We start from the raw sequence: 23671 nt of genomic DNA on the forward strand, positions 1-23671 counted from the left end.
GGCCCCGGCTGTCCAAAAGGACAGCCGGGGCCTTCTGCATACGTGAACAGCAGCGGAGGACTCAGACTCTGGCCACGCCGGAGGCGCGGGCGGCCTGCTCCACAGCGGAGGCCACCGCGTCCCGCACCCGTGGATCGAAGGCGGCGGGGATGATATAGTCGGCAGAGAGGTCGTCTCCCACCAGCTCCGCCAAGGCATGGGCGGCGGCGATCTTCATGGCGTCGTTGATGTCGCTGGCCCGGGCATCGAGGGCGCCCCGGAAGATGCCGGGGAAGGCCAGCACGTTGTTGATCTGGTTGGGATAGTCGCTGCGGCCGGTGGCCACCACCGCCGCACCGCCGGCCTTGGCGTCGTCGGGGAAGATCTCCGGCGTGGGGTTGGCGCAGGCGAAGATGACGGCTCCAGCGTTCATGGTCTGCACCATCTCCTTGGTCACGGCGCCGGGGGCGGACACGCCGATGAACACATCAGCCCCCGCCAGCACGTCCACCAGGGAGCCGGTCCGCTTCTCCGGATTCGTCACCTGGGCCATCTCCTCCTTGATCCAGTTCATGCCGTCGCTGCGGCCGGCGTAGATGGCGCCCTTCCGGTCACAGAGGGTCACGTCCCCTGCCCCGGCGGAGAGCAGCAGCTTCGTGATGGAGACGGCGGCGGCGCCGGCACCGTTGATAACGATTCGGACATCCTCCAGCCGCTTGCCCACCACTTTCAGGGCGTTGGTGAGCCCCGCCAGGGTGATGACGGCGGTGCCGTGCTGATCGTCGTGGAAGATGGGGATGTCGCACCGCTCCTTCAGCTTCCGCTCAATCTCAAAGCACCGGGGGGCGGCGATATCCTCCAGATTCACGCCGCCGAAGGACCCGGCCAGCAGGGCCACGGTGTTCACGATCTCGTCCACGTCGTGGCTGCGGACGCACAGGGGAATGGCGTCCACGCCGCCGAAGGCCTTGAACAGGACGCATTTGCCCTCCATGACGGGCATCCCCGCCTCCGGGCCGATGTCTCCCAGCCCCAGGACGGCGGAGCCGTCGGTGACCACCGCCACGGTGTTCCACCGGCGGGTCAGCTCGTAGCTCTTGCTGATGTCCTTCTGGATCTCCAGGCAGGGCTGGGCCACGCCGGGGGTGTAGGCCAGGGACAGCGCCTCCTTGCTGTCCACCTGGGCCCGGGGCGTCACCTCCAGCTTGCCCCTCCACTCGGAATGCAGGCGCAGGGATTCCTTTGCGTAATCCATGATCGGTACTCCTCTCCATAACGCTCAAAAGTTGTTTTTATTGTACGGGAAAAGCGGACGGTTGTCAATTTCCGGTGCCGGCGGGGCGGGGAAAATCCAGGCGGTCTCTTGCATTCCGGAAGCGCCTGTGGCAAAATAGATGGGACAGAAAAGGAGGCGGTTTCGTGAAGATTTCGACCAAGGGGCGGTACGCCCTGCGCCTGATGATCGATGTGGCGGTCCACGGCGGGGAGGAGTTCGTCTCCTTGAAGGATGTGGCCGCCCGGCAGGGCATTTCCATGAAGTATCTGGAGCAGATCGCGGGTCTGCTGGGAAAGGCGGGATTCCTCCGCAGCGGGCGTGGCGCCCTGGGGGGATATCGTCTGACGAAAGCGCCGGAGGAGTATACCCTGGGCAGTATCCTCCGGCTGACAGAGGGAAATCTGGCCCCGGTGGCCTGCCTGGAGACGGAGGAGAACGCCTGCGAGCGGTGCGGCGTCTGCCCGACCCTGGACTTCTGGACGGGCCTGTATGCGGCTGTGAACGAATATGTAGACCGCTTCACCCTGGCGGATCTGGTGCGGGAGGAATTGGAGAAACAGGGGAGAGCGTCCGACCCTCCACAGACTGAATGGCAAAACGCCGGCCTCATATAGAGGCCGGCGTTTGTTTGAAAAGCAGGTCAGTCCGTCAGCCCGGCGCAGTCGGCGGGCCGTCCGGAGAGCATCTCCAGCCCGTGGGCGAGCGCGGGGAGGACGGCCTCCAGGTTTTCCCTGGCCGCCTTGGGAGAGCCGGGGAGATTCACGATGAGCGTCCCCTTCCGGATGCCCGCCGCGGCCCGGGACAGCATGGCCCGGTTCGTCACCTGCATGGAGGCGTAGCGCATGGCCTCCGGAATGCCGGGGGTCAGCCGGTCACACACGGCGAGGGTGGCCTCCGGCGTCACATCCCGGGGGGCGAAGCCGGTGCCTCCGGTGGTGACGATGAGATCCACCGGCTCCCGGTCGCACCACTGCCGCAGGGCAGCCTCGATCCGGCCCTTCTCGTCCGGGACAATGGCGGTCTCCGTCACCGCGTACCCGGCGTTTTTCAGAATTTCCACAACCAGAGGCCCGCCCGCGTCAGGGCGCTCTCCCCGGAAACTCCGGTCGCTGACGGTCAGGACAGCGGCTTTGAACATGGTAGATCACTCCTTCACGATTCCAGCAGCAGAATGGCCTCCGGCGGAACGGAGACGGTGAGGCGGTCCTTGTCCGGCACCGCCTGCCAGTTGTCCTTGTCCAGCTCCATCCGCAGCAGGGGCGCCTCCGGCGCCGCGCCCTCCGGCCGCAGCAGCACGATGGTGGAAAACACGTCCTCCACCACCTTTACTGCCGTGCAGGAGAAGGCGTTTTCCGCCCCGGGACCGGCCAGCTGAACATGGTGGGCCCGGATGCCGATCCGGCAGACGCCCTCCGGCACCGGACGGCCGCAGGAGAGCGTCAGTCCCCAGTCCGGAAGAAACACCGCATCCTCCCTTGGCCGGGCGTCGGCATAGTTCTTGCAGCCGGAGAGCCGGGCAGCGGCCTCTGTGCCGGGGCTGCGGAACAGCTCCCCCAGGGTGGTCACAGGCTGGGATCTGCCCCGGTCTATGACACACACCCGGCGGCAGTTCCGGAACACCTCCCCCCGGTCATGGGAGACCCACAGCACCGTGCCCGGGAATCCGCCCAGTGTCTCTGCCAGCTCCAGTTCCAGCTGGTATTTCAGGTAGCTGTCCAGGGCGGAGAAGGGCTCGTCCAGCAGGATGGCCGTGGGCTCCGACGCTAGGATTCGGGCCAGGGCGCACCGCTGCTGCTGCCCGCCGGAGAGCTGCCCCGGCTTCTGGTCTGCCACGGCCTCCAGCCGGAACTGCCGCAGCTTCTCCGCCACCTCTGTTTGGCGGCGGGCCTTGTCCCGTACGGCTGCGGCGATGTTCTGCCGCACCGTCATGTTGGGGAACAGAGCGTACTGCTGGAACAGGTACCCGACCTGCCGCCGCTGGGGCGGCAGGTTGATTCTGGAGGCGCTGTCGTAAAGGGTAACACCGTCCAGCTCGATGTGTCCCTCGTCCGGCGTCAGAATGCCGGCGATGCACTTGAGGGTCACAGACTTGCCGCACCCCGAGGCCCCCAGCAGGGCCAGCGTCTCATCCCCGGCGTCAAACTGGACCGCCAGATGAAAATTTCCCAGGGCCTTTCGGATGTCCACGGAAAGCGCCATTACCGTCTGCCCCCTTTTCCGGCCCGTTTCTGGCGGGCTTCCAGCAGGTTCACTGCCAACAGGAATACAGCGGAGATGGCAATGTTCACCAGCACCCAGCGGAGGGCCTCTGTGTCATTGTCGGTCCGCCAGAGCTGATAGACGGTGGTGGAGATGGTGGCGGTGCGGCCGGGGGTGTAGCCGGCGATCATGGAGGTGGCACCATACTCCCCCAGAGCCCGGGCAAAGGCCAGCACAGTCCCCGCCAGGATGCCCTGGCGGCACACGGGCATCCGCACCCGCCAGAAGATCCAGATATTGGACCGGCCCAGGGTCGCCGCAGCTTCCGCCAGCGTAGGATCGAAGCTCTCAAAGGCCCCCCGGGCGGTACGGTACATCAGGGGGAAGGCCACCACCACCGTGGCAAAGACAGCGGACCACCAGGTCATCACCAGCCTCAGGCCGAAGTGGGCCTGCACCCAGGCGCCGATGGGGCGGTTGGGCCCTAGCAGCACCAGCAGCAGCCAGCCCACCACGGTGGGCGGCAGCACCAGGGGCAGGGTCAGCACCACATCCAGCACGCCCTTCACCAGCCGGGGCAGCTTGGCGATGTAGTACGCCGCCAGGATCCCCAGGAAGAATACCGCCACCGTGGAGATGGCGGCGATCCGCAATGAGTTGTAGAGAGGGTACCAGTCCATTTCAAAAAACCTCCTGGGGAAAGGGGGCGTCTGCCATCCCGACCCGCCAGAGGCGGGCCGCCGCAGAAGTGGCGTACAAGCGTTTTGCAAAGCAAAACCTTGGAGAGGCCGGGCTCTGCCTGGCCGAGCAAAATCAAATCAAGGGCTCCCATTGGGCCAAGGCCCAATGGGAACGATGGCGGCGATCCGCAATGAGTTATAGAGAGGGTACCAGTCCATTTCAAAAAACTGGAAAATAAGAAATCCGGAGTTTGGAATGAGGGGATCAAGGGCTGTCAGAAAGCATTTTAAACGATCCAGCTTTATCAAACGCCTATTTCCAATCTGTTTGAACTCACACCATGGGGCTGAAGCCTACCGCCTCGAAGCAGGCCATGGCCTCATCGGTCGACAGGAAGTCCAGGAAGGCCTTGGCAGCATCGGGATTGGCGCTGTTTTTCATGACGGCGGCGGGGTAGATCACCTGGCCGCACATCTCAGCGGTGGCCTCGTCCACCACGGTCAGACCGGCGGAGAAGGCGTCGGTGGCGTAGATCACGCCGCAGTCCACGGTGCCCTCAGAGACCTGGGTGGTGACCTCCTTCACGTTGGAGCCGTAGGTCAGCACGCCGGAACTGGCCAGGGTCTCCTCATTCAGACCGTAGTAGGTGAAGATCTTCTGGGTGTACTGGCCCACTGGAACGTCGCTGTTGCCCATGGCCAGGAACACATCGCCGCTGGCCAGCAGCTCCGCCAGCTGGTCAAAGGACTCGATGCCCTTGGGGTTGCCCTCGGGAACGGCCAGGGTCACCTTGTTCTCCAGCAGGTCCAGGCGGGTGGCGCTATTCACCAGGTCCAGGCCCTCGGTGTTCTCCTCGCCGCCCTCGGCGTCCAACTGGTTCATCTGCTTGGGAGCGGCGGAGATGAACACATCACAGTCGGCTCCCTCCTGGATCTGGGTTTTCAGGGTGCCGGAGGAGTCATAAGTCGCCACGACGGCGACTTCCGGAGCCACGGCCTTGTAGGCCTCGATGACCTGATCCAGGGACTCCTGCATGGAGGCCGCGGCAAAGACGTGCAGCTCTACCGGTTCGGCGGTGGTCTCTGTGGTGTCGTCTGTGGTGCTGTCGGTGTCCGCACTGCCGCTGCAGGCGGTCAGGGCCAGCGCCATGGACAGGGCCAGAACGAGGGAGAAAAGCTTTTTCATGGCGAAATCTTCCTTTCTTGATGATAATATGTTGAACCCGGCTTTGCAAGTCCGGTGTCAAACTAACGTGATATTCAAATGAGGATAACGAATGGAAAAAACCTGCGCCGGACGCTCCGGCGCGGGCTGATTTTTACTTTCCAAAGGGGCAGATGGGCCAGCGGCAGGGCTGGCAGCCGAGACACAGGCCGCCCTCCCCCAGGGAGACGATCCACTCCTTGGTGACGCTTACATCCGCCGCCACCCAGGGCAGCACCAAGTCGAAGATGGTGGCCCCGGCGTACATGACGCAGCCGGGCAGGCCCATGACGGGGGTGCCGTCGTCGTAGTAGCCCAGCAGGAACATAGCGCCGGGCAGCACCGGGGCGCCGTAGGTGACGATCTTCGCCCCGCTCTGCCTGATCCCGCCGGGGGTGTTATCGTCGGGGTCCACGCTCATACCCCCGGTGCAGAGGATGACTTCCGCCCCAGTCTGCCGGGCTTGGGAGATGGCGCCTGCCACGTTCTCCACCCCATCGCCGGAATAGGAGACGGAGATGGTCTCGATGCCATAGGCGCTCAATTTGTCCTTCACCACCGGAGTGAAGGTGTCCTGGATCAATCCCTTCTTCACCTCGCTGCCGGTGGCCACGATGGCGGCGGTTTTTCGCACCCAGGGCCGTAGCTCCAGCAGGGGGGTATCTCCGGCGGCCGCTTTGGCGGCTGTCAGCTTCTCCTCCGCGATGATCAGGGGGATCACCCGCATCCCCGCCAGCTTGTCACCTTTTTTGACGGCTGTACCCCCCTTCCGGGTGGCGATCATCAGCTCATCGATGGCGTTTACCGCCCGCAGGGATTCCGACCGGACCAGGAACAGCCCGTCGCAGGATGCCTTCAGCTCGATCTTGCCCTCCTTGACGCCACTCCGCTCCATATTCTCGTTGGCACACAGGGCCAGCAGGCGCTCCGCCCCCTCATCCTCGTGGAGCATCCCAGGCGTCATCTCCCACACGTACAGGTGCTCCTTGCCCATGCCGAGCAGCACCGGGATGTCCTCCGGCGCCACCACATGGCCCTTGCGGAACCGGGCATCCTTGTACTGGTCCTTGATGATCTGGGTCAGGTCGTGGCACAGCACATGGCCCACCGCATCCTCCGTCCGTATCAGCTTCATGCTTCCGCCTCCAGAATCTCGATCTCATCGCCGGGACGGACCACGCCCTCCCGGACCACCACGGCGAAGATACCCTCCGTGGGCATGACGCACCTGCCCACCGCCTGCTTGATGGCGCAGTCGCTGTGGCACTCCTTGCCGATTTGGGTCACCTCCACCTCCGTCTCACCGATCCGCAGATGGGTGCCCACCGGCAGGTGTTTCAGGTCGATGCCCTCGGTGTTGATGTTCTCCGCAAACACCCCCGGATCCAGTGGGATGGGGCAGCTCGCCCGCATGGTGTCCACGCTCTCCTCCGCCAGCAGGGAGATCTGCCGGTGCCAGTCCCCGGCGTGGGCGTCCCCCACGATGCCGTGGCGGAACTTTAGTTGGATTTCCGGGACGGGGTGCTTCTGCTCCCCCTTCCGCTCGCTGATGTTGACCGATACCACGTTTGCCAACAGGCTCACTCCTTGATCTGGTAATCTCCGCTCTTGCCGCCGGACTTGGACAGCAGGCGGATGTTTTCAATGCGCATGTCCTTTTGGACTGCCTTGCACATGTCATAGATGGTCAGCGCCGCCACGGACACGGCTGTCAGGGCCTCCATCTCCACCCCGGTAACGCCGGTGCAGGTGACGGCGGCCTGGATCTCCACCATGCAGGGGGAATCGGACAGGGCGAAGGTGATGTCGATACCTGTCAGGGGCAGGGGGTGGCACATGGGGATCAGCTCCCAGTTGTGCTTGGCCGCCTGGATGCCCGCCACCTGGGCTACCGCCAGCACGTCGCCCTTTTTCAAGGTGCCGTCCTTGATGTTCTGCAATGTCTCCGGGGCCATGTGGATCTCCCCAGCAGCCACTGCCCGGCGGTGGGTGACGGCCTTCTCCGTCACATCCACCATCCTGGCCCGGCCCTGTTCATTGAAATGGGTCAATTCCGCCATGGTGGTCATCCTCCGATCTGATTCATGTTTCGGGGCGTGTCGCTGGACCGTTCTGTGAGATGGTGGCGCTCCGGCTTGTGGAGGATGCCCCGCCGGACGGCGTCCTCCAGCGCCTGGCCGTGGAGGCCCCGGAGGGGGATCTCTTCCCGGCTGTGGAGGCAGCCCTTCAGCTTGCCGTCCGCCGTCACCCGAATCCGGCGGCAGTCCGCGCAGAAGTCGTGGCTCACTGGGGAGATGAGCCCCACTGTCCCCAGCGCGCCGGGCAGCTGGTACCGCCGGGCCACGCCCTGGGCCTCGATGGGTTCCAGCTCTGCCATCCGGTCCAGCACCGTTTCTGCAGGCAGGAAGCGGTTCCGATCCCACCCGGCGCAGGGGCCCATGGGCATCAGCTCGATGAACCGCATCTCCCAGGGATGCTCCCGGCTGAGATTCACAAAATCTTCGATCTCATCGTCGTTGAACCCGCCGATGAGGACGGTGTCAAATTTTAGATTCCGGAATCCAGCCGCCTCCGCAGCTTTAATGCCCGCAAGCACGTCCTGGAGGGTCCCCAGCCGGGTCATGGCGGCGAACCGGTCCGGCCGCAGCGTATCCAGGCTGATGTTCAGCCGGTCCACCCCCGCATCCCGCAGGGGCCTTGCCAGCTGGGGCAGGAGGGAGCCGTTGGTAGTGAGGCACAGCTCCGCCAACCCGGGGATGGCCCGCAGCATCCGGCACAGGTCCGGCAATCCCCGCCGCACCAGAGGCTCCCCGCCGGTGAGGCGGATCTTCTTTACCCCGCACCGAACCGCCGCCGCGGCGATCTCCGCCAGCTCTTCGATGGAGAGAATATCGCTGTGAAGCCGCTTCTCCACGCCCTCGGGCGGCATACAGTATTGGCACCGGTAGTTGCACAGATCCGTGACGCTAAGCCGCAGGTAGTCGATTGTCCGTCCGCAGCTGTCCCGCATAATGTCCTCCAACCGTGATACTCAAGTGAGATAAACGATATACTATATTATAAGCGCCCTGCGGGAAAAGTCAAGAAAAACGCCCCGGCCAATGTCGGGGCGTGAACCGAAAAGTATCAGCGGTGAGAGGCCCTCCAGGCGGCAGCCATCCGCACCGACAGCGTCAAGGCAATGGCCAGCAGGATGAGGGAGGCGATGCCTGCCATAAGAATCAGAGCCATCAAGGCCCACATGGAGGTCACAGGAATTTCCGGTGCTGAGAGCAAGTCGGCGATGGGCGCGGTCAGCAATCGGTACGCCAGGAATTCAATCCATAGCACGACCAGAATCACTCCATTCCGCCGGGTGGGAGGAAAGGAGAATGTGCAGAAGGAGCGGACAGTCCCAATCAGCAGAGCCAGTATCATCAGCGATTGGATCCACGCTGCAAAGGTATAGACGGGGGTTCCGACTTCCTCCCAAGAGAACGTGAAAAAGAAAAGATTCCAGCTGATGCCGGTGCCATAGTAGCAAAAGATGTAAGCCGTCAAGTACGCTGCCCAGGCGCACCACAGCCCCGGCCGCTTTCGGACGAGAAAGCAGATGATCCCGCACACCAGAAACGGAACGGCCAGGATCAGGCCGATGAGGATCCCCCCCAGCCCCGTGGGGATCAGAAACGCCAGAAAGGCCATGCAGAAGAGGATGATCCCGGCGATCTTCCGACCCGGCATTGACGGAGACACCATGACCGGAGGCGTCTCCACCTTCACTGGGGGCTCTGCTCCCGTCACCAGTTCATCCAGCGTCACACCGAAGAGCTGGCTCAGCTTCATCAGCCTGTTCAGGTCCGGCACACTGGAATCCGTCTCCCACTTACTGACGGACTGGCGGCTCACCTCCAGCACTTCCGCCAGGTCCCCCTGAGACAGGCGTTTCTCCGCCCGCAGGCGGCTGATGTTGGTTCCAAGGCTCATACCGCGCCCTCCTTTGTGGTTCCAGTATAGCGGGAGGGTGGGCAAAAGTCCACCAAGGGGACCTGAAAATTTGGCAACTGCCAGTTGCACATTGCCAAAAGCCCGAAAAACAGGCAGTCCCGTCGGCCTTGCTTGACGAGAAACAGAGGAGGTGCTATTCTAATAAAAGAAGAACGACGGGAGGGATTGCTTTGAAGCTGGCGGAGTTGCTTGACATCCGTCCCGGTGTCACTGCCGTCATCGGCGGCGGGGGAAAGACCACTCTCCTGCGGACCCTGGGCGAGGAGCTGGCCGGACAGCATCCGGTTCTGCTGTGCACCACCACCAAGATTCTCCCGTTTTCGGACCTGCCCTGCGCCCGGACAGCGGCGGAGCTGGACGAACTGCGCAGGGCGCATCAGCTGCTGTGTGCCGGGACAGACGTACCGGGAACGGGTAAGCTGACGGCCCCAGAGACGCCCATGGCGGTGCTGGCGGAGCAATTCGACTACATTCTGGTGGAGGCGGACGGCGCTGCCCGCCGTCCCCTGAAGGCGCACGCCCCCCACGAGCCGGTGATCCCAACTGAGGCCAATCAAACCATCTGCGTGGTGGGGGCCTCCGGCTTCGGCCGTCCCATCGCTGCGGCCGCTCACCGGCCGGAGCGGTACGCGCTTCTTGCGGGGGTGCCGGAGGCGGCGGAGGCCACGCCGGAGGCCGAGGCGAGGGTGCTTCGATCCGAAGATCTGCACACGAAAGTTTATGTCAATCAGGTGGAGACGCTGTGGAATCTGGCAGATGCCAGGGTCCTGGCGCGCCTGATGGACTGTCCGGTTCTGGCCGGCAGTTTGTGGAGGAGGGAGTATTTTCCATGCTGGTAATCATCCGAGGCGCCGGTGATTTGGCCACCGGTATTGCTCTTCGGCTGAAAAGGGCGCATATATCGGTGATTATGACCGATATACCGGCCCCAACTGCCATCCGGCGGACCGTAGCCTTCTCCCAGGCCATCGTGTTGGGAGAGACAAAGGTGGAGGACGTCACCGCCCGCCGGGCGGAGACACCGGAGGCGGCTATGGCCCTTTTGCAAGAGAATGTAGTCCCGGTGCTGGCGGACCCGGAGGGGATCTGTATCCCAGTTTTGAAGCCGGACGTGGTGGTGGACGCCATCCTGGCCAAGCGGAATCTGGGCACCCGGATCACCGATGCCCCGGTGGTCATCGGCGTGGGGCCGGGCTTCACTGCCGGGGTGGACTGTCACGCGGTGGTGGAGACCATGCGGGGCCACACGCTGGGCCGGGTGATCCATGCGGGCAGTGCGCTGCCCAATACCGGGATCCCGGGGCTCATCGGCGGCTTTGCCGGGGAACGAGTGCTGCGGGCCCCGGCGGACGGCGTGTTTCACCAGCTGCTGGACATTGGCGCCCAGGTGCGGCAGGGGGATGTGGCCGCCACGGTGAACGGCGTGCCCATGACCTGCACCCTGGACGGCGTCCTGCGGGGTATCCTGCCGGATGATACCCCGGTGCACAAAGGGATGAAGGCCGGGGACATCGACCCCCGCTGCAAGGTGGAGCACTGCTATACCGCCAGCGACAAGGCCCTGGCCATTGGCGGCGGTGTGCTGGAGGCGATTTTGGACCTGACGGGAGCGCTGAAAGACCGCGCAGGTGGGTATTCCGGTTAGGTGCAGCCTGTCGGGGACGATCAAACTGAGGAAACGGGAGGAAGAATCATGCCTGAAAATGATGTCAAGCTGACGAAGCTGGCCAAGTGTGCCGGGTGCGGCGCCAAAGTGGGGGCCGGTGTGCTGGCCCAGCTGCTGGACGGCATCCAGGTGCATCGGGACCCCAATCTGCTGGTGGGGTTCGACAAGAGCGATGACGCCTCGGTCTATAAGGTCAGCGACGATCTGGCCCTGGTGCAGACGGTGGATTTCTTCCCGCCCATTGCCGACGACCCGTACCTGTTCGGACAGATCGCGGCCACCAACGCCCTCTCCGATGTGTACGCCATGGGCGGCGAGCCCAAGCTGTGCCTGAACATCATGGCCGTGCCGGAGTCCATGCCGAAAGAGGCGGTGCACCAGCTGTTGCGAGGCGGCTATGACAAGGTGTATGAGGCGGGGGCGCTCATCACCGGCGGCCACAGCATCCTGGACGACGAGCCCAAGTACGGCCTGGCGGTCACCGGCTTCGTCCATCCGGACCGGGTGCTGACCAACTCCGGCGCCCGGCCGGGGGACGTGCTGCTGCTGACGAAGCCCATCGGTATCGGCGTCCTCACCACCGCACAGAAGGCGGAGATGCTGTCGGCCGAGGGGCGGGCTTTGGCAGAGGAACTGATGACCACCCTGAACAAGTCCGCCCGGGACGCCATGGTGAAGTACCGCGTCCACGCCTGCACGGATGTAACGGGCTTTGGCCTGCTGGGCCACAGCTATGAGATGGCCCAGGGCAGCGATGTGGAGCTGGAGCTGGAGGTGGACGCCATCGACCTGATTCCGGAGGCGCTGGAGTTTGCAAACATGGGTCTGCTGCCGGCGGGGATGTACCGTAACCGCGCCTTTGCGGAGGTGGGCGTGGATGCAGGGGAGACCGCGCTGTGCAGACAGGACCTGCTCTATGATCCCCAGACCGCTGGGGGCCTCCTCATGGCCGTGGACCCGGCAGACGCGGAGGCGCTGCACCGGGAGCTGCAGGGCCGCGTTCCCAGTGCCCAGCGGATCGGCGTCGTGAAGGCCTACCGAGGCGGGAAACGCATCTTCCTGCGGTGAAAGTCGAAAATGGGAAACAGGTGCCTGCCGGATTTCTGGCAGGCACCTGTTTTGCGCCCGTACCGGGCGGGACCCTTAAACGGGCAGGCGCAGGAGCGCGGCGGCGGCCTGGAAGTAGATCAGCACCGCCCCGGCATCCACAATGGTAGTGATGAGGGGGGAGGCCATGATGGCCGGATCCATGTGGAGCTGCTTGGCGGCAATGGGCAGCATACAGCCCACCAGCTTGGCCAGCACCACCGTGGCCGCCAGGGACAGGGAGATCACCAGGGCGATGGCGCTGTCATGGTACTGAAGGTAGATCCGCAGGCCGTTGGCCGCGGCTAGGACGGCGCTGACGATGGCGGCTACCGCCAGCTCCTTGCGGATCACCCGCAGCGCGTCCCGGGGGCGGATCTCTTCCAGAGCCAGCCCCCGGATCACCAGCGTGGCGCTCTGGGAGCCGCAGTTTCCGCCGGTGTCCATCAGCATGGGTAGAAAGGCCACCAGCAGGGGCACGGCGGAGATGGCGTCCTCGTACCGGGTGATGATAGAGCCGGTGATGGCGGCGGACAGCATCAAAATCAGCAGCCACACTACCCGATGGCGGGCGTGCTCCCAGGCGGAGGCGGCGAAGTAGGGCTTCTCGTCCGGCGTCACCGCCGCCATGATGGAGAGATCCTCTGCGGCGGCCTCCGTCAGGACATCCATGGCATCATCCACGGTGACGATGCCCACCATCCGCTCCTCTCCATCCAGCACCGGCAAGGCCAGCAGGTCATATTTCGCCAGGAGCCGGGCGGCCTCTTCCCGGTCTGTGAGCGTACCCACAGATACCACATCCGTGACCATCAGGTCCGCCACAGCGGCATCCTCCGCGGCTGTCAGCAGGTCCTTGGCCGACACCACGCCCAGCAGCTGCCGGTGCTCCAGCACATAGCAGGTGTAGACCGTCTCCTTGTGGATTCCGGTGCGGCGGATGGTATCCAGCGCCTGCCGGACCGTATCGCCCGGCCGGAGGGAGACAAACTCCGGCGTCATGACGCTGCCGGCACTGTCCGCCGGATAGCGCAGCAGGGCATTTACCGCCATACGGCGCTGAGGGCTGGCGGAGCGGAGGATGCGGGTCACCAGGTTAGCGGGAAGCTCCTCCAGAAAATCCGCTGCGTCGTCCAGATGCAGGGCGTCAAAAATCTGCTGCAGCTCCCCGTCCGCGAAAGAGCGGGCCAGGGTGGCCTGAGTGGGACCGGGGAGATAGGAGAACACATCTGCCGCCAGGTCCTTGGGCAGCGTGCGGAACACCGCCGCCTGCCGGGCACCGTCCTCCACGGAGTCCAGGAGGGCGGCGATGTCCACGGCGCCGCGGCCCTGCCAAAGGGCGCGGAGCGCCTCGCCGTCCCGGCTCTCCAAAAGCTGAAAGATCTGATCCTTGTTGAACATGGTCATAGTCGTTACCTCGCTTTCGTCTGTATTGTCTGGGTGGCTGACTGGCACTTTCCATGGTCCGCACCTCCTTTCTGCATAAAACTCTATGCGCGCTCGCGCGTTAGGAACATCGGCTGTGTGAGGTTTTGCGCATCCTTTCCAGCTGCCCCGAAGGGACGGGGAAATGGCGCGTTTGAATTTTTGGCCGTGCTTTTCCGCAGCAAAAAAATCCCTGCCGGAAATCCGGCAGGGAGAGCTGCACACAATGGGCGTCTTCGTCCAAGCTTTAGCTTCACGGGGCGTAGCAACTGCGTTAAGCGGCGCCTTGTTGTCGACGCGGCCTGTTGACCAGCTGGTTGTGTCTCCACAACTGTGCGGCAGCAGTCTTTGGATGATTCCGAATCCCCGTGGTAGCCTCACCTACCGATTCGCCGTCATTATAACCGCCTGGACGGACGTTTGTCAACCCCGTCGCCTCAAAAAATTTTTCGCCATGGCCTCACAGCGCCTTCCGGTGCTGGTTCATGATACGGGCGAACAGCACGCCGTTGGAGGGCGGGGTGTATGTAATGGCATTGGCTCCGGCCTGGATGGTGCGGAGGATCGACTCCTCTGTGGGGCCGCCGGTGGCGATGATGGGAACCTCCGGGAAGTCCCGGCGGATCTCCGCCACGATCTCCGGCGTGGCGGCGGCGCCGGAGACATTGAGAAAGTCGGCTCCCGCCTCCAGGCGGCTGCCGATGTCCGTGTGAGCGGAGACCACCGTGATGACCACGGGAATGTCCACCACCTTTTTGATCTGGCGGATGACATCGTCGGAGGTGGGGGCATTCAGCACCACGCCGTAGGCACCCTGGTGCTCGGACTGGATGGCCAGCCGGACGGAGCGGGAGCCGGTGGTGATTCCGCCGCCCACGCCCACGAATACCGGCACGTCGGACACGCTGATGATGGCCTGGGAGATCACCGGCTGGGGCGTGAAGGGATAGACGGCGATGATGGCATCCGCGTTGATGTTCTTGATGATGGCTACATCGGTGGAAAAGGCCAGGGACTTGATGCGCCGGCCGAAAATACGGATGCCGCTGCACTCGCTGACGCAGGCGGGGATGGTCAGGGAGTGATTGCGCAGCGTCCCAGTGTAGGAGGGGACCTGTTTTGCCATAGGGACTCCTTTCTCCCGGCGGCAGAACGCCGGGCACAGGTGGTTGTTCACAGGCAAATTATACCGCAGGAAGCCACGCGGGACAAGCCCGGATCCGGGCTTGCTTTTTTTCCGGCGGGAGATATACTGTTAAGAGACGAGATGTGTCGGGACGGCACAGGGGAACAGGAGGACGGCTATGGATCGCTTTTCCATTCTGGTGGGAGATATCACCCGTTCGGACGCGGAGGCCATTGTCAACGCGGCCAATCCCACGCTGCTGGGCGGCGCCGGGGTGGACGGGGCCATCCACGCGGCGGCGGGGCCGGAGCTGCTGGCGGAGTGCCGGACGCTGGGGGGCTGCGAGCGGGGGCGGGCCAAGCTGACGGCGGGCTACCGCCTGCGGGCCCGGTATGTGATCCACACGCCAGGTCCCGTCTGGCAGGGCGGGGAGCAGGGGGAGGCGGCCCTGCTGGCCTCCTGCTACCGCAGCTGCCTGCTTTTGGCGGAGGCCCACAGCATCCGCACCCTAGACTTCTGCTCCATATCCACGGGAGTCTACGGGTATCCGTTGCCGCTGGCGGCCACCGTGGCCCTGCGGGCCATCATGGACTTCCTGGCGGACCATGCCCTGCCGGAGCGGGTGCGGATGGTCTGCCATTCGGAGCAGGCGGCGGAGGTCTACCGCCGGACCTGGAACCTCTGGTACGCGGAGGGCAAGGACCAGCGGATGTAAAGAACGCCGGAGCGGGACCTTTCCCGCTCCGGCGTTTGTCACTCTTCGTTTCTTTTGTCACTCTTTTTGACCTTTTTGTATCCGTTTTGACCCGATTTTTCCCGGGGCATTCCGTATGATAGACTCAAACAAGAGATGAAAGAAAGGTATCCCATCATGAAACGACTGGTTTCCCTTCTGCTGTCCTGCCTGCTGCTGAGCTCCTGCGGCACCATTGTGACCCCCGCCAAGACCCCGCCGGAGCATTTGGTGTCAGAGGCGCCCCCGGCTCAGGTTCTCCCCGCTCCCGGCGAGATGCCGGAGCTCCTCCCGGACAGCCAGGAGGCAGGCGGGGAGAATGCTTCGGAGCCCTCCCCGGAAGAGGGCGGCGGAACTCCCGTGGAGACGCTGCCGGAGCCCCAGCGGGTGGTGGATCCCACGCGCCCCATGGTGGCCCTGACCTTTGACGATGGTCCCCACGCGGTCTACACGGACCAGATCCTGGATATTCTGGAGGAGCACGGCGCGGTGGCTACCTTCTTCGAAGTGGCGCGGAATCTCCCCAAGGCGCCGGAGGCAGTCCGCCGGGCGGCGGACATGGGCTGCGAGATCGGCAGCCACTCTTACCGCCACGCAAACCTGGGCAAGATGGATCAGGCCGCCCAGCAGGCGGATCAGGCCGCGGCGGACGCGCTGTTTCAGGAGGTGCTGGGCACCACGCCCGCGCTGCTGCGGCCGCCCTATGGCTCCATGAACAAGACGCTGAAGACCACCTCCGGCCGGAGCATCGTCACTTGGTCCATCGACACGGAGGACTGGCGCTCCAAGGACGCGGACAAGGTGGTGACCGGCGTGGAGAACGCCGGGAATCTGGACGGACAGGTGATCCTGCTCCACAGCATCTACGAGAGCACGGTGGCGGCCACGGAGGTCCTGGTGCCCTGGCTGCTGGAGCAGGGCTACCAGCTGGTGACGGTCAGCGAGCTGATCCAGCTGCGCTTTGGGGATCAGGTGGAGCCCAACCGCACCTATAATTACGACTACTTCCGCTTCCAGGTGCCGCCCCTGCCTGCGGAGACGGCGCCCGCCGCCGCATGAGCGGCAGGCAACCGACGGTTGCTTTACGCCGCTGCCCTGCTGTGATAGACTGGTCCCGAGGTGATGGGAATGGAGTTTCAAGAGGTGTTCGCCCAGCTGCGGCAGCGGACGGGTCTGTCCCAGAGCGAGGTGGCGGAGCGGCTGTTTGTCACCCGGCAGGCAGTGAGCCGCTGGGAACGGGGAGAGACGATCCCGGAGGTGGAGACGCTTCAGGCGCTGTCAAGGCTGTTCGGCGTGTCCATCAACACCCTGCTGGGCAGTCCCCGGACCCTGGTCTGCCAGAGCTGTGGAATGCCGCTGAACGATGACATCCTGGCCAAAAATACGGATGGCAGCTTCAATGAGCAGTACTGTATGTGGTGCTGGGACGGAGAGAGTTTTGCCCAGGACTGCACCATAGAGGAGATGGTGGAGCAATGCCTGCCACACATGCCCCTGGGCCGGACGGATCCGGAGGCGTGCCGCGCCTATATGCGGAGCCTTCTGCCCACACTGGGGCGATGGAAAGAGAACTGACACAAGCGCCGGACTGCGGAAACCCGCGGTCCGGCGCCTGGATTTTTTCAGGACAGCTGCGCAAGACAGCTTTCGCACACATAGATCCCATGGGGGAGCTGCCTGAGAGAATCCGCAGCATGGCAGCAGATGCAGGATGGTTCCTTCTTGCGGAGGATCACCGCGTGAGATGCTTCATCCAGAGAAAAAGAGACGCTGTCTCCTTCATCCAACAACATAGCCCGGCGCAGATCGATGGGAATGACGATCCGCCCCAACTCATCCAATTTTCGCATATGGCCTGTTTCACATATCATTGCCCCATCTCCTTGCGGAAGTGATGAAAAAAGGATAGCACGTCGGTCAGAAAAAGTCAACAAAAACGATTATTTTTTAGAATATAAATAAACGTATTAGATTACATTCATCCCATATAATAAAGCCCATGAGGTGCATGGATATGGGAAGTGGACAGGTATTCGATTTCGGGCTTCGGCTCCGGAAACTGCGGGAAAATAAACACCTCTCTCAGGAGGAGCTTGGGAAACGCGTCGGCGTCACCAAAGGAAGTATTTATCGCTACGAAAACAATGTTCAATCCCCATCTCTGGAGACAGCGAGAAAGCTGGCGGTGGTACTGGGGACAACACTGGACAATCTGGCCGGTCTGGAGGATGGAGTCGTCATCCGGCTTCCCAATCTGTCCGAAGCGGAAGAAGCTGCCCTGCGTGAGTTTATCCGTCGATTCATTTCCTGAGACGTTGACAACGGACCTTTGCGGTTGTGTATTCGGCTGCCGTGAACAGAGGCCGGGTTCCCGAAACTGATAATATAAGGCGAAAGCCGCTGCATCAACCGATGCAGCGGCTCTTTTTACGCCTTTGCCAGATACGCCCCGCAGGCCTTCCGGGCGTCGGCGGCGGTTTTTTCCTCGTCGATGGTGACGAGATGCCCCTCCTTCACCACGACCCGGCCGTTCACCACCGTGCAGTCCACCGGGCCGCGGAGGCCCACCGTGGCCAGCACGTCGGCGGGACTGTACGCGCCGCCCACCAGCTCCAGCCGGCGGGAATCCACCAGGAAGAAGTCCGCGCACTTGCCCACGGCCAGCTGCCCGATGTCCTCCCGGCCCAGCAGCCGGGCGCTGCCCCGGGTGGCCATCTTCAGCACCTGATACCCGGAGGGGGCCTTCTCGCTGGAGGTCAGCCGGTGGAGCAGGTAGCACACCCGCAGCTCTTCCATCAGGGACGACCCGTCGTTGCTGGCGGAGCCGTCCACCGCCAATCCCACCGGGACGTCCAGCGCCAGCATCTCCGGCACCCGGGCCACGCCGGAGGCCAGCTTCATGTTGCTGATGGGGCAGTGGGCCACGCCGGTGCCGGTGCGGGCCAGCTCCCGCAGCTCCTCGTCGTTGAAGTGGATGCCGTGGGCGTACCACACGTCCGGGCCTGTCCACCCCAGGGACGCCATGTACTCCAGCGGCCGGACGCCGTAGTGCTCCAGGGTGTAGCGCTCCTCGTCCCTCGTCTCGCACAGGTGGGTGTGGAGCCGGACGCCGTACTGCCGGGCCAGGATGGCGCTCTGCCGCAGCAGCTCTCCGCTGACGGAGAAGGGGGAGCAGGGGGCCAGGGCCACCTGCCGCATGGATCCGAAGGACGGGTCATGGTACGCCTCGATCACCCGGGCGGAGTCCTTCATGATGGCGTCCACCGTCTGGACCACGCTGTCCGGCGGCAGGCCGCCGTCCTTGCGGGAGAGGTCCATGCTGCCCCGGGAGGCGAACATCCGCATCCCCAGCTCCTCCGCGGCGGCGAACTGGGCGCCGATCAGGTCTCCGCATCCGGCGGGAAAGACATAGTGGTGGTCAAAGCAGGTGGTGCAGCCGTGCTTCAGCAGCTCCCCCATGCCGGTGAGGGAGCTGAGGCGCACCACCTGCTCGTCCAGGCCCTTCCAGATCTCATACAGGGCGGTGAGCCAGTCGAACAGCTCCAGATTCTGCACCTGGGGCAGGTTCCGGGAGAACACCTGATACAGGTGGTGGTGGGTGTTGATGAGGCCGGGATAGCACCAGTAATGGGACCCGTCGATCACAGTGTCTGCGGTCTGGGGCAGGTCTGGGCCCAGACCGCGGATGATGCCGTTTTCGCAATAGAGGTCGGCGTGCTCCAGCACGGCGTCGCCGTCATCACAGGTGAGGATGGTCCGCAGATTGCGCAGCAGCAAAGAGGACATGGCGGTCACGCTCCTTTCTGCTCCCAGTATAAAGGACGGCGGGAGAAAGGTCAACTTTCCCGGGAAAACTTCTTGCGGAAACGGGGAGGATGTGATACGCTGAGAGCAATTTCGGATCACCGGGAGGAACACGGTTATGCTGGACATCTTTGATATTCTGGGCCCTGTGATGGTGGGCCCCTCCAGCTCCCATACAGCGGGGGCGGTGCGGATCGGCCGCATGGCCAGGACCCTGCTGGGGGCGGAAGTGGCGCGGGCGGACATCGGCCTCCACGGCTCCTTTGCCGATACCGGCCGAGGCCACGGCACGGACCGGGCGCTGGTGGCGGGCCTCCTGGGGATGAAGCCGGACGATCTGGGCATTCCTCAGAGCTTTGAGATCGCCGCCAACCAGGGGTTGGAATTCCACTTCCACACGGCCCGTCTGCGGGATGCCCACCCCAACACGGCGGTGCTGACGGTGGAGAGTGCCGACGGGCGGAAGCTGGAGCTGCAGGCGGCCTCCACCGGCGGCGGCCGCATCCGGGTGGATCGGCTGGATGGAGTGGAGGTGAGCTTCACCGGCATCTTCAACACCCTGGTGGTCCGCCACCAGGACGTGGCCGGAGAGCTGTCCCGGATTCTCAATGAGCTCTCCGTCAGCGGGGTGAACATCGCCAACATGAGCCTGAACCGGGACCGCCGGGGCGGCGCTGCCCTGACGGTGGTGGAGACGGACCAGAAGATCCCGGCGGATGCCCTGGAGCGTATCCAGGCGCTCTACGGCGTCTTGGGCGCCACCTACTACGAGAAGGAGGAAGACTGAAATGGCTCTGGATTCCATGCAGGAGATCTTCGACAAGATCCAGGCGGGGCGGAAGCCCTTCTGGCAGGTGGTGCGGGATACGGACGTGGAGGAGCGGCAGGTGACGGCGGAGGCCTCCTTTGAGAAGATGCACGCCACCTGGCGGGCCATGGTGGAGTCCGTGGACACCTACCGGGCGGACCGGCGCAGCGTCAGCGGCCTGGTGGGGGGCGACGCCCAGAGGATGTGGGACTACGCCGCCCAGCAGGAGACGCTCTGCGGCCCCTATCTGCAGGAGGTGATCGCTACGGCCCTGTGCGTGGCGGAGTCCAACGCCTGCATGCACCGGATCGTGGCGGCACCCACGGCGGGGGCCTGCGGCGTGCTGCCGGCTGTGCTGGTGCCGCTGTACCGCCGGGGCGCTGTAGATGAGGAGGCCATCGTCCGGGCGCTGTATGTGGCTGCCGGTATCGGCGCGGTGGTTGGCTACCGGGCGTCCATCTCCGGCGCCTCCGGCGGCTGCCAGGCGGAGGTAGGCACGGCTGCGGCCATGGCGGCGGGGGCCCTGGTGGACCTGCGGGGCGGCGGGCCGGAGCAGATCGGCCACGCCGTGGCGATGGCGCTGAAGAACCTGATGGGCCTGGTGTGCGATCCGGTGGCGGGACTGGTGGAGGTCCCCTGCGTCAAGCGAAACGTCATCGGCGCGGTGAATGCCGTCAGCGCGGCGGACATGGCCCTGGCGGGCATTGAGAGCCGGGTGCCTGTGGACCAGGTGATCGACTGCATGGGCGACGTGGGCCGCCGGCTGCCGGTAGAGCTGCGGGAGACCGCTCTGGGCGGTCTCGCCGCCACACCATTCGGACAGAGCGTGAAGGCAAAGCGGGAAGAGCGCCGCTCCCAGGAACAGGAGCTGTGAGGACGAAAGAAGGACCTGCCCTGCGGCAGGTCCTTCTTTTTGCGAAAGGGAAGATCAGGCGTTCCGGCTGGCCAGGACTTTCTGGAACCAGTCCTTGCCGTCTACAAAGCGGGAGACCAAAAAGCTCACCACATAGTCGCCGGCGGAGTTGATCATGGTAGCGGGGGGATCCACCAGGTTTCCGATGGTGATGGCGATGGGATAGGCGATGGCCAGCTGGTCCGGGAAGAACACGGAGCACATGATGAACTCGCCGATGTAGCCGCCGCCGGGGACGCCGGACATGCCCACGGAGGACAGCACGGCCACAATCACCATCAGTGCCATGTCGCCGATGCTGTCAAAGGGCCGGCCGAACACGCCGAAGAGGAACGTGATCTTCAGAATGCAAGAGAAGCAGGAGCCATCCATGTGCATGGTGGCGCCCAGAGGAACCACGATCTCGCTGACATCCTTGGAGATACCGGTGGCCTCCGCCTCTTCCATGTTGGTGGGGATGGTGGCCACGGAGGAGCAGGTGCCCAGGGAAGTGATGGCAGGTTTGGCGATGTGCCGGAACATTTCCTTGACCGCTCCCTTGCCGCCGCCGAACCAGGCGAACAAGGGGAAGGCCACAAAAATATAAATGAAGCAGAGGGGATAGTACACCACCAGAGCCCGGGCATAGTCCGTAGCGATCTGGGAGCCGTAGGTGGCCACCAGGTTGGCGAAGAAGCCGAAGAAGGCGATGGGGGCGTAGTAGGTGACTAGCTGAACGACCTTCATCATAGCTTCGGACAGGCTGGTGAGGAATCTTGCAATCAGGCTGTCAGGACCCGGCCCCAGATTTACGCCGAAGCCGAACAGAATGGAGAAGACGATCAGGGGCAGCATGGCGCTGCGGCTGAGCAGGCCGGAGAAGTCGCTCACCGTGAAGAAGTTCACGATCAGGTCCGGGATGGAGATGGGATCCTCCACCACGCCCTCAGTCAGGTTGGTCCAGGGCTCCAGAACCGGGGGGAAGATCTTCATAATGACGATCATGATGACCGCAGCGATGGCGCCGGTGATGACGAAGGTCAGCACGGTGGTGCCCATGATCTTGCCGGCCCGTTTGCGGCTCTTCATGGTAGCCACAGACCCGGCAATGGACGAAAACACCATGGGCACCACGATGCAGAACATCATATTCAGGAACAGGGTGCCCAGAGGTTCCAGCACCGTGGCGCCGGCGCTGATGACGTTGCCCTCCGCATCCAGCTCCTGGGGGAAGATCCAGCCCACGATGGAGCCCAGGATCATGGCCCCCAGCATGACGGCCAGAAATGCGTAGTTCCGGGCAACAGACTTTTTGCTCAGCTGTGTACTCATTCTCTCTCCTCCAATACATATTGAAATAGCTGCTGACCTATATGGCCTTCCGGCCTTACATTATAATAAGGTCCTCATCCGTAACTTCACCCCTGCACACCACGTTGGTGGGGCCTGTCAGATAAAGGCTGGCGATATGGGAGTGGACCCGCTCCGCATCGATCACCAAGCGGCCGCCGGTCATATCCACCTGTACGCCGTGGCCGGAGACTTTGCCCTGCAGAGTCAGCACGGTCACCACAGATCCGGTGCCAGTGCCGCAGGCATAGGTGAAGTCCTCCACGCCGCGTTCAAATGTCCGCTCGAAAATCAGATCTTCACCGGTGATCTCGTAGAAGTTCACATTGGCACCCTTGGGAAAGACCTTGTTCCAGCGAATAGCCCGGCCCAGCTCCCGCAGCTCGTTTTCGTCCGCCTGGCGCAGTCCGGCGTATGGCACCACGGCGTGGGGGATGCCGGGATTTCCCAGCTCCACATAGGAGCAGACGTATGTCACGCCGTCTGCCTCCACCGGGCTATCCAGTCGTACGGTGGTGGGGTCGTTCAGCCGGATGCGGTACAGCCGCTGGTCGATCCGCCGGCCGGTGACGATGCCTGCCGTGGTCTCCACAGTCTGCGTCTCTCCGGCCAGCCCGTTTTCGTAGCCATACCGGCAGATGCAGCGGGCACCGTTCCCACACATCTCACCTACGCTGCCATCAGAATTATAGAACAGCATCCGATAATCTCCGCCCTGGGAGGGGGCATCCACAACCATCAACCCGTCCGCCCCGATGGACATGTGCCGTTCACACAGCGTCCGGGCGGTTTGTGGCAGCTGCTCCAGGGGGAGGTGCTCCTCCAGGTTGTTCAGAATCACAAAGTCATTTCCCGCGCCGTTCATTTTCCAAAATCTCAAGTTTCCACCTCCTTCTTGTATATACATTATTATAACAGCGAGAACTGAGAATGAAAAGCAGAGAATGTGCGGAAAACCATGCAGAACCTGCGAAATCCACGTCAGTGGGAAGACGGTCGAAAAAAATCGAGAAAAGAGGAAAAAGGTATTGACAAAAGGGGAAGGATTTGGTATTCTAACAAAGCTGTCGGCGCGGTGATGAGCCGGGCCGGGAAGAAATGAAAAAAGTTCTTGACAGCAAGGCTGAGATGTGGTAACCTAAACAGGTTGCTGCTGATACGAGATGGATCGGATGTCAAAAAACTTCTGAAAAAAGTTCTTGACAAACGAAATGAAATCGAGTATAATAGCAATGTTCCGCCGGGAACGGCGTGCACCTTGTAAATTAAACAACGTAACGAAAAGGAAGCACCAGAAGGCGAGCTCATTTAGGTGAGTTTGCCAAAGGACAAAGCCGTCTCACTGGGTTGAGTCAATTACCAGTGGGATGGAGAAATGAAGCTATGACAAATAGCTCTATGAAGGTTTGAACGGACTACGGTTCGTTTAGATACCATTTTATAGAGAGTTTGATCC

At 63.2% G+C, this 23671-nt stretch carries 26 protein-coding genes and 1 riboswitch; of the genes, 10 read left to right on the top strand and 16 right to left on the bottom strand.

The features are described 5' to 3' along the window. Positions 1-61: 61 nt before the first annotated feature. On the bottom strand, positions 62-1234 hold the full coding sequence (locus OCV80_RS06530) for an NAD(P)-dependent malic enzyme (protein WP_267288294.1): 1173 nt from the start codon (positions 1232-1234) through the stop codon (positions 62-64). 164 nt (positions 1235-1398) lie between these two features. Between OCV80_RS06530 and OCV80_RS06535 the strand changes: the two genes are divergently transcribed. Next, the gene (locus OCV80_RS06535) at positions 1399-1869 is read left to right on the top strand and encodes an RrF2 family transcriptional regulator (protein ID WP_256264674.1); all 471 of its coding nucleotides are present in this window, start codon (positions 1399-1401) and stop codon (positions 1867-1869) included. Between the two features lie 26 nt (positions 1870-1895). On the opposite strand, the gene OCV80_RS06540 is transcribed toward OCV80_RS06535, so the two are convergent. From OCV80_RS06540 to OCV80_RS06580, 9 genes are all read right to left on the bottom strand, one after another. Next, positions 1896-2393, bottom strand: a complete 498-nt coding sequence (locus OCV80_RS06540; protein ID WP_021749836.1) for a MogA/MoaB family molybdenum cofactor biosynthesis protein — start codon at positions 2391-2393, stop codon at positions 1896-1898. A gap of 14 nt (positions 2394-2407) precedes the next feature. After that, a complete protein-coding gene (locus OCV80_RS06545; protein ID WP_021749837.1) occupies positions 2408-3454 on the bottom strand; it encodes a sulfate/molybdate ABC transporter ATP-binding protein in 1047 nt (348 codons plus the stop codon). After that, a complete protein-coding gene (modB, locus tag OCV80_RS06550; RefSeq protein ID WP_119310732.1) occupies positions 3454-4134 on the bottom strand; it encodes a molybdate ABC transporter permease subunit in 681 nt (226 codons plus the stop codon). The genes OCV80_RS06545 and modB overlap by 1 nt, the downstream gene beginning before the upstream one ends. Before the next feature lie 334 nt (positions 4135-4468). Continuing rightward, complete coding sequence (modA, locus tag OCV80_RS06555) at positions 4469-5320, bottom strand: molybdate ABC transporter substrate-binding protein (protein ID WP_136891571.1); 852 nt, start codon at positions 5318-5320, stop codon at positions 4469-4471. Between the two features lie 133 nt (positions 5321-5453). Next, a complete protein-coding gene (locus OCV80_RS06560; protein WP_021749840.1) occupies positions 5454-6473 on the bottom strand; it encodes a molybdopterin-binding protein in 1020 nt (339 codons plus the stop codon). Then, entirely contained in the window at positions 6470-6913 is a 444-nt protein-coding gene (locus OCV80_RS06565; RefSeq protein ID WP_025544848.1) for an MOSC domain-containing protein, read from the bottom strand. The genes OCV80_RS06560 and OCV80_RS06565 overlap by 4 nt, the downstream gene beginning before the upstream one ends. Positions 6914-6918: 5 nt before the next feature. Beyond that, entirely contained in the window at positions 6919-7398 is a 480-nt protein-coding gene (moaC, locus tag OCV80_RS06570) for a cyclic pyranopterin monophosphate synthase MoaC (RefSeq protein WP_136891572.1), read from the bottom strand. A 5-nt stretch (positions 7399-7403) separates the two neighbouring features. Further along, the gene (gene moaA / locus OCV80_RS06575) at positions 7404-8348 is read right to left on the bottom strand and encodes a GTP 3',8-cyclase MoaA (protein ID WP_136891573.1); all 945 of its coding nucleotides are present in this window, start codon (positions 8346-8348) and stop codon (positions 7404-7406) included. A 116-nt stretch (positions 8349-8464) separates the two neighbouring features. Continuing rightward, positions 8465-9304, bottom strand: a complete 840-nt coding sequence (locus OCV80_RS06580; protein ID WP_267288295.1) for a helix-turn-helix domain-containing protein — start codon at positions 9302-9304, stop codon at positions 8465-8467. 191 nt (positions 9305-9495) lie between these two features. Between OCV80_RS06580 and yqeC the strand changes: the two genes are divergently transcribed. Genes yqeC through selD form a run of 3 tightly spaced genes read left to right on the top strand, consistent with a single transcriptional unit; the run spans position 9496 to position 12059 of the window. Continuing rightward, a complete protein-coding gene (yqeC, locus tag OCV80_RS06585) occupies positions 9496-10164 on the top strand; it encodes a selenium cofactor biosynthesis protein YqeC (protein WP_136891605.1) in 669 nt (222 codons plus the stop codon). Next, positions 10155-10970 carry a selenium-dependent molybdenum cofactor biosynthesis protein YqeB gene (yqeB, locus tag OCV80_RS06590; protein WP_267288296.1) on the top strand — a complete coding sequence of 272 codons (816 nt, stop codon included), beginning with the start codon at positions 10155-10157 and terminating at the stop codon, positions 10968-10970. Before yqeC ends, yqeB begins: the two co-directional genes overlap by 10 nt. A 48-nt stretch (positions 10971-11018) precedes the next feature. Next, a complete protein-coding gene (gene selD / locus OCV80_RS06595; protein ID WP_025545284.1) occupies positions 11019-12059 on the top strand; it encodes a selenide, water dikinase SelD in 1041 nt (346 codons plus the stop codon). A gap of 75 nt (positions 12060-12134) precedes the next feature. Here selD and mgtE read toward each other — a convergent pair whose 3' ends face one another. Then, a complete protein-coding gene (gene mgtE / locus OCV80_RS06600; protein WP_025545283.1) occupies positions 12135-13484 on the bottom strand; it encodes a magnesium transporter in 1350 nt (449 codons plus the stop codon). Between the two features lie 243 nt (positions 13485-13727). Further along, a riboswitch (M-box (ykoK) riboswitch) is annotated at positions 13728-13898 on the bottom strand. A 64-nt stretch (positions 13899-13962) separates the two neighbouring features. Continuing rightward, on the bottom strand, positions 13963-14628 hold the full coding sequence (locus OCV80_RS06605; protein ID WP_136891607.1) for a beta/alpha barrel domain-containing protein: 666 nt from the start codon (positions 14626-14628) through the stop codon (positions 13963-13965). A 178-nt stretch (positions 14629-14806) separates the two neighbouring features. Between OCV80_RS06605 and OCV80_RS06610 the strand changes: the two genes are divergently transcribed. The 3 genes from OCV80_RS06610 (at position 14807) to OCV80_RS06620 (ending at position 16936) form a co-directional block, all read left to right on the top strand. Next, positions 14807-15343 carry a macro domain-containing protein gene (locus OCV80_RS06610; RefSeq protein ID WP_136891608.1) on the top strand — a complete coding sequence of 179 codons (537 nt, stop codon included), beginning with the start codon at positions 14807-14809 and terminating at the stop codon, positions 15341-15343. Positions 15344-15499: 156 nt separating this feature from the next. Further along, entirely contained in the window at positions 15500-16420 is a 921-nt protein-coding gene (locus OCV80_RS06615) for a polysaccharide deacetylase family protein (protein ID WP_267288297.1), read from the top strand. 69 nt (positions 16421-16489) lie between these two features. After that, a complete protein-coding gene (locus tag OCV80_RS06620) occupies positions 16490-16936 on the top strand; it encodes a zinc ribbon domain-containing protein (protein WP_267288298.1) in 447 nt (148 codons plus the stop codon). Between the two features lie 47 nt (positions 16937-16983). Here the strand turns inward: OCV80_RS06620 and OCV80_RS06625 are convergent, their stop codons facing one another. Further along, positions 16984-17232, bottom strand: coding sequence for an AbrB/MazE/SpoVT family DNA-binding domain-containing protein (locus OCV80_RS06625; protein WP_036629571.1), 249 nt, complete (start codon positions 17230-17232; stop codon positions 16984-16986). Positions 17233-17375: 143 nt separating this feature from the next. On the opposite strand from OCV80_RS06625, the gene OCV80_RS06630 reads away from it, so the two are divergent. Next, positions 17376-17672 carry a helix-turn-helix transcriptional regulator gene (locus tag OCV80_RS06630; protein WP_036629569.1) on the top strand — a complete coding sequence of 99 codons (297 nt, stop codon included), beginning with the start codon at positions 17376-17378 and terminating at the stop codon, positions 17670-17672. 116 nt (positions 17673-17788) lie between these two features. On the opposite strand, the gene OCV80_RS06635 is transcribed toward OCV80_RS06630, so the two are convergent. Beyond that, the gene (locus OCV80_RS06635; protein WP_267288299.1) at positions 17789-19147 is read right to left on the bottom strand and encodes an 8-oxoguanine deaminase; all 1359 of its coding nucleotides are present in this window, start codon (positions 19145-19147) and stop codon (positions 17789-17791) included. 136 nt (positions 19148-19283) lie between these two features. Here OCV80_RS06635 and sdaAB point away from each other — a divergent pair, with 136 nt between their 5' ends. Then, positions 19284-19952, top strand: coding sequence for an L-serine ammonia-lyase, iron-sulfur-dependent subunit beta (gene sdaAB / locus OCV80_RS06640; protein WP_174232994.1), 669 nt, complete (start codon positions 19284-19286; stop codon positions 19950-19952). Between the two features lies 1 nt (position 19953). Next, positions 19954-20847, top strand: coding sequence for an L-serine ammonia-lyase, iron-sulfur-dependent, subunit alpha (gene sdaAA / locus OCV80_RS06645; protein WP_119310742.1), 894 nt, complete (start codon positions 19954-19956; stop codon positions 20845-20847). A 54-nt stretch (positions 20848-20901) separates the two neighbouring features. Here the strand turns inward: sdaAA and OCV80_RS06650 are convergent, their stop codons facing one another. After that, positions 20902-22197 (bottom strand): dicarboxylate/amino acid:cation symporter, encoded by a 1296-nt coding sequence (locus OCV80_RS06650; protein ID WP_021747575.1) that lies wholly within the window; start codon positions 22195-22197, stop codon positions 20902-20904. Positions 22198-22252: 55 nt separating this feature from the next. Continuing rightward, on the bottom strand, positions 22253-23095 hold the full coding sequence (dapF, locus tag OCV80_RS06655) for a diaminopimelate epimerase (protein ID WP_267288300.1): 843 nt from the start codon (positions 23093-23095) through the stop codon (positions 22253-22255). Positions 23096-23671: the final 576 nt, after the last annotated feature.

The organism is Oscillibacter acetigenes, from assembly GCF_025567605.1.
Classification (GTDB): Bacteria; Bacillota; Clostridia; order Oscillospirales; family Oscillospiraceae; genus Oscillibacter; species Oscillibacter welbionis.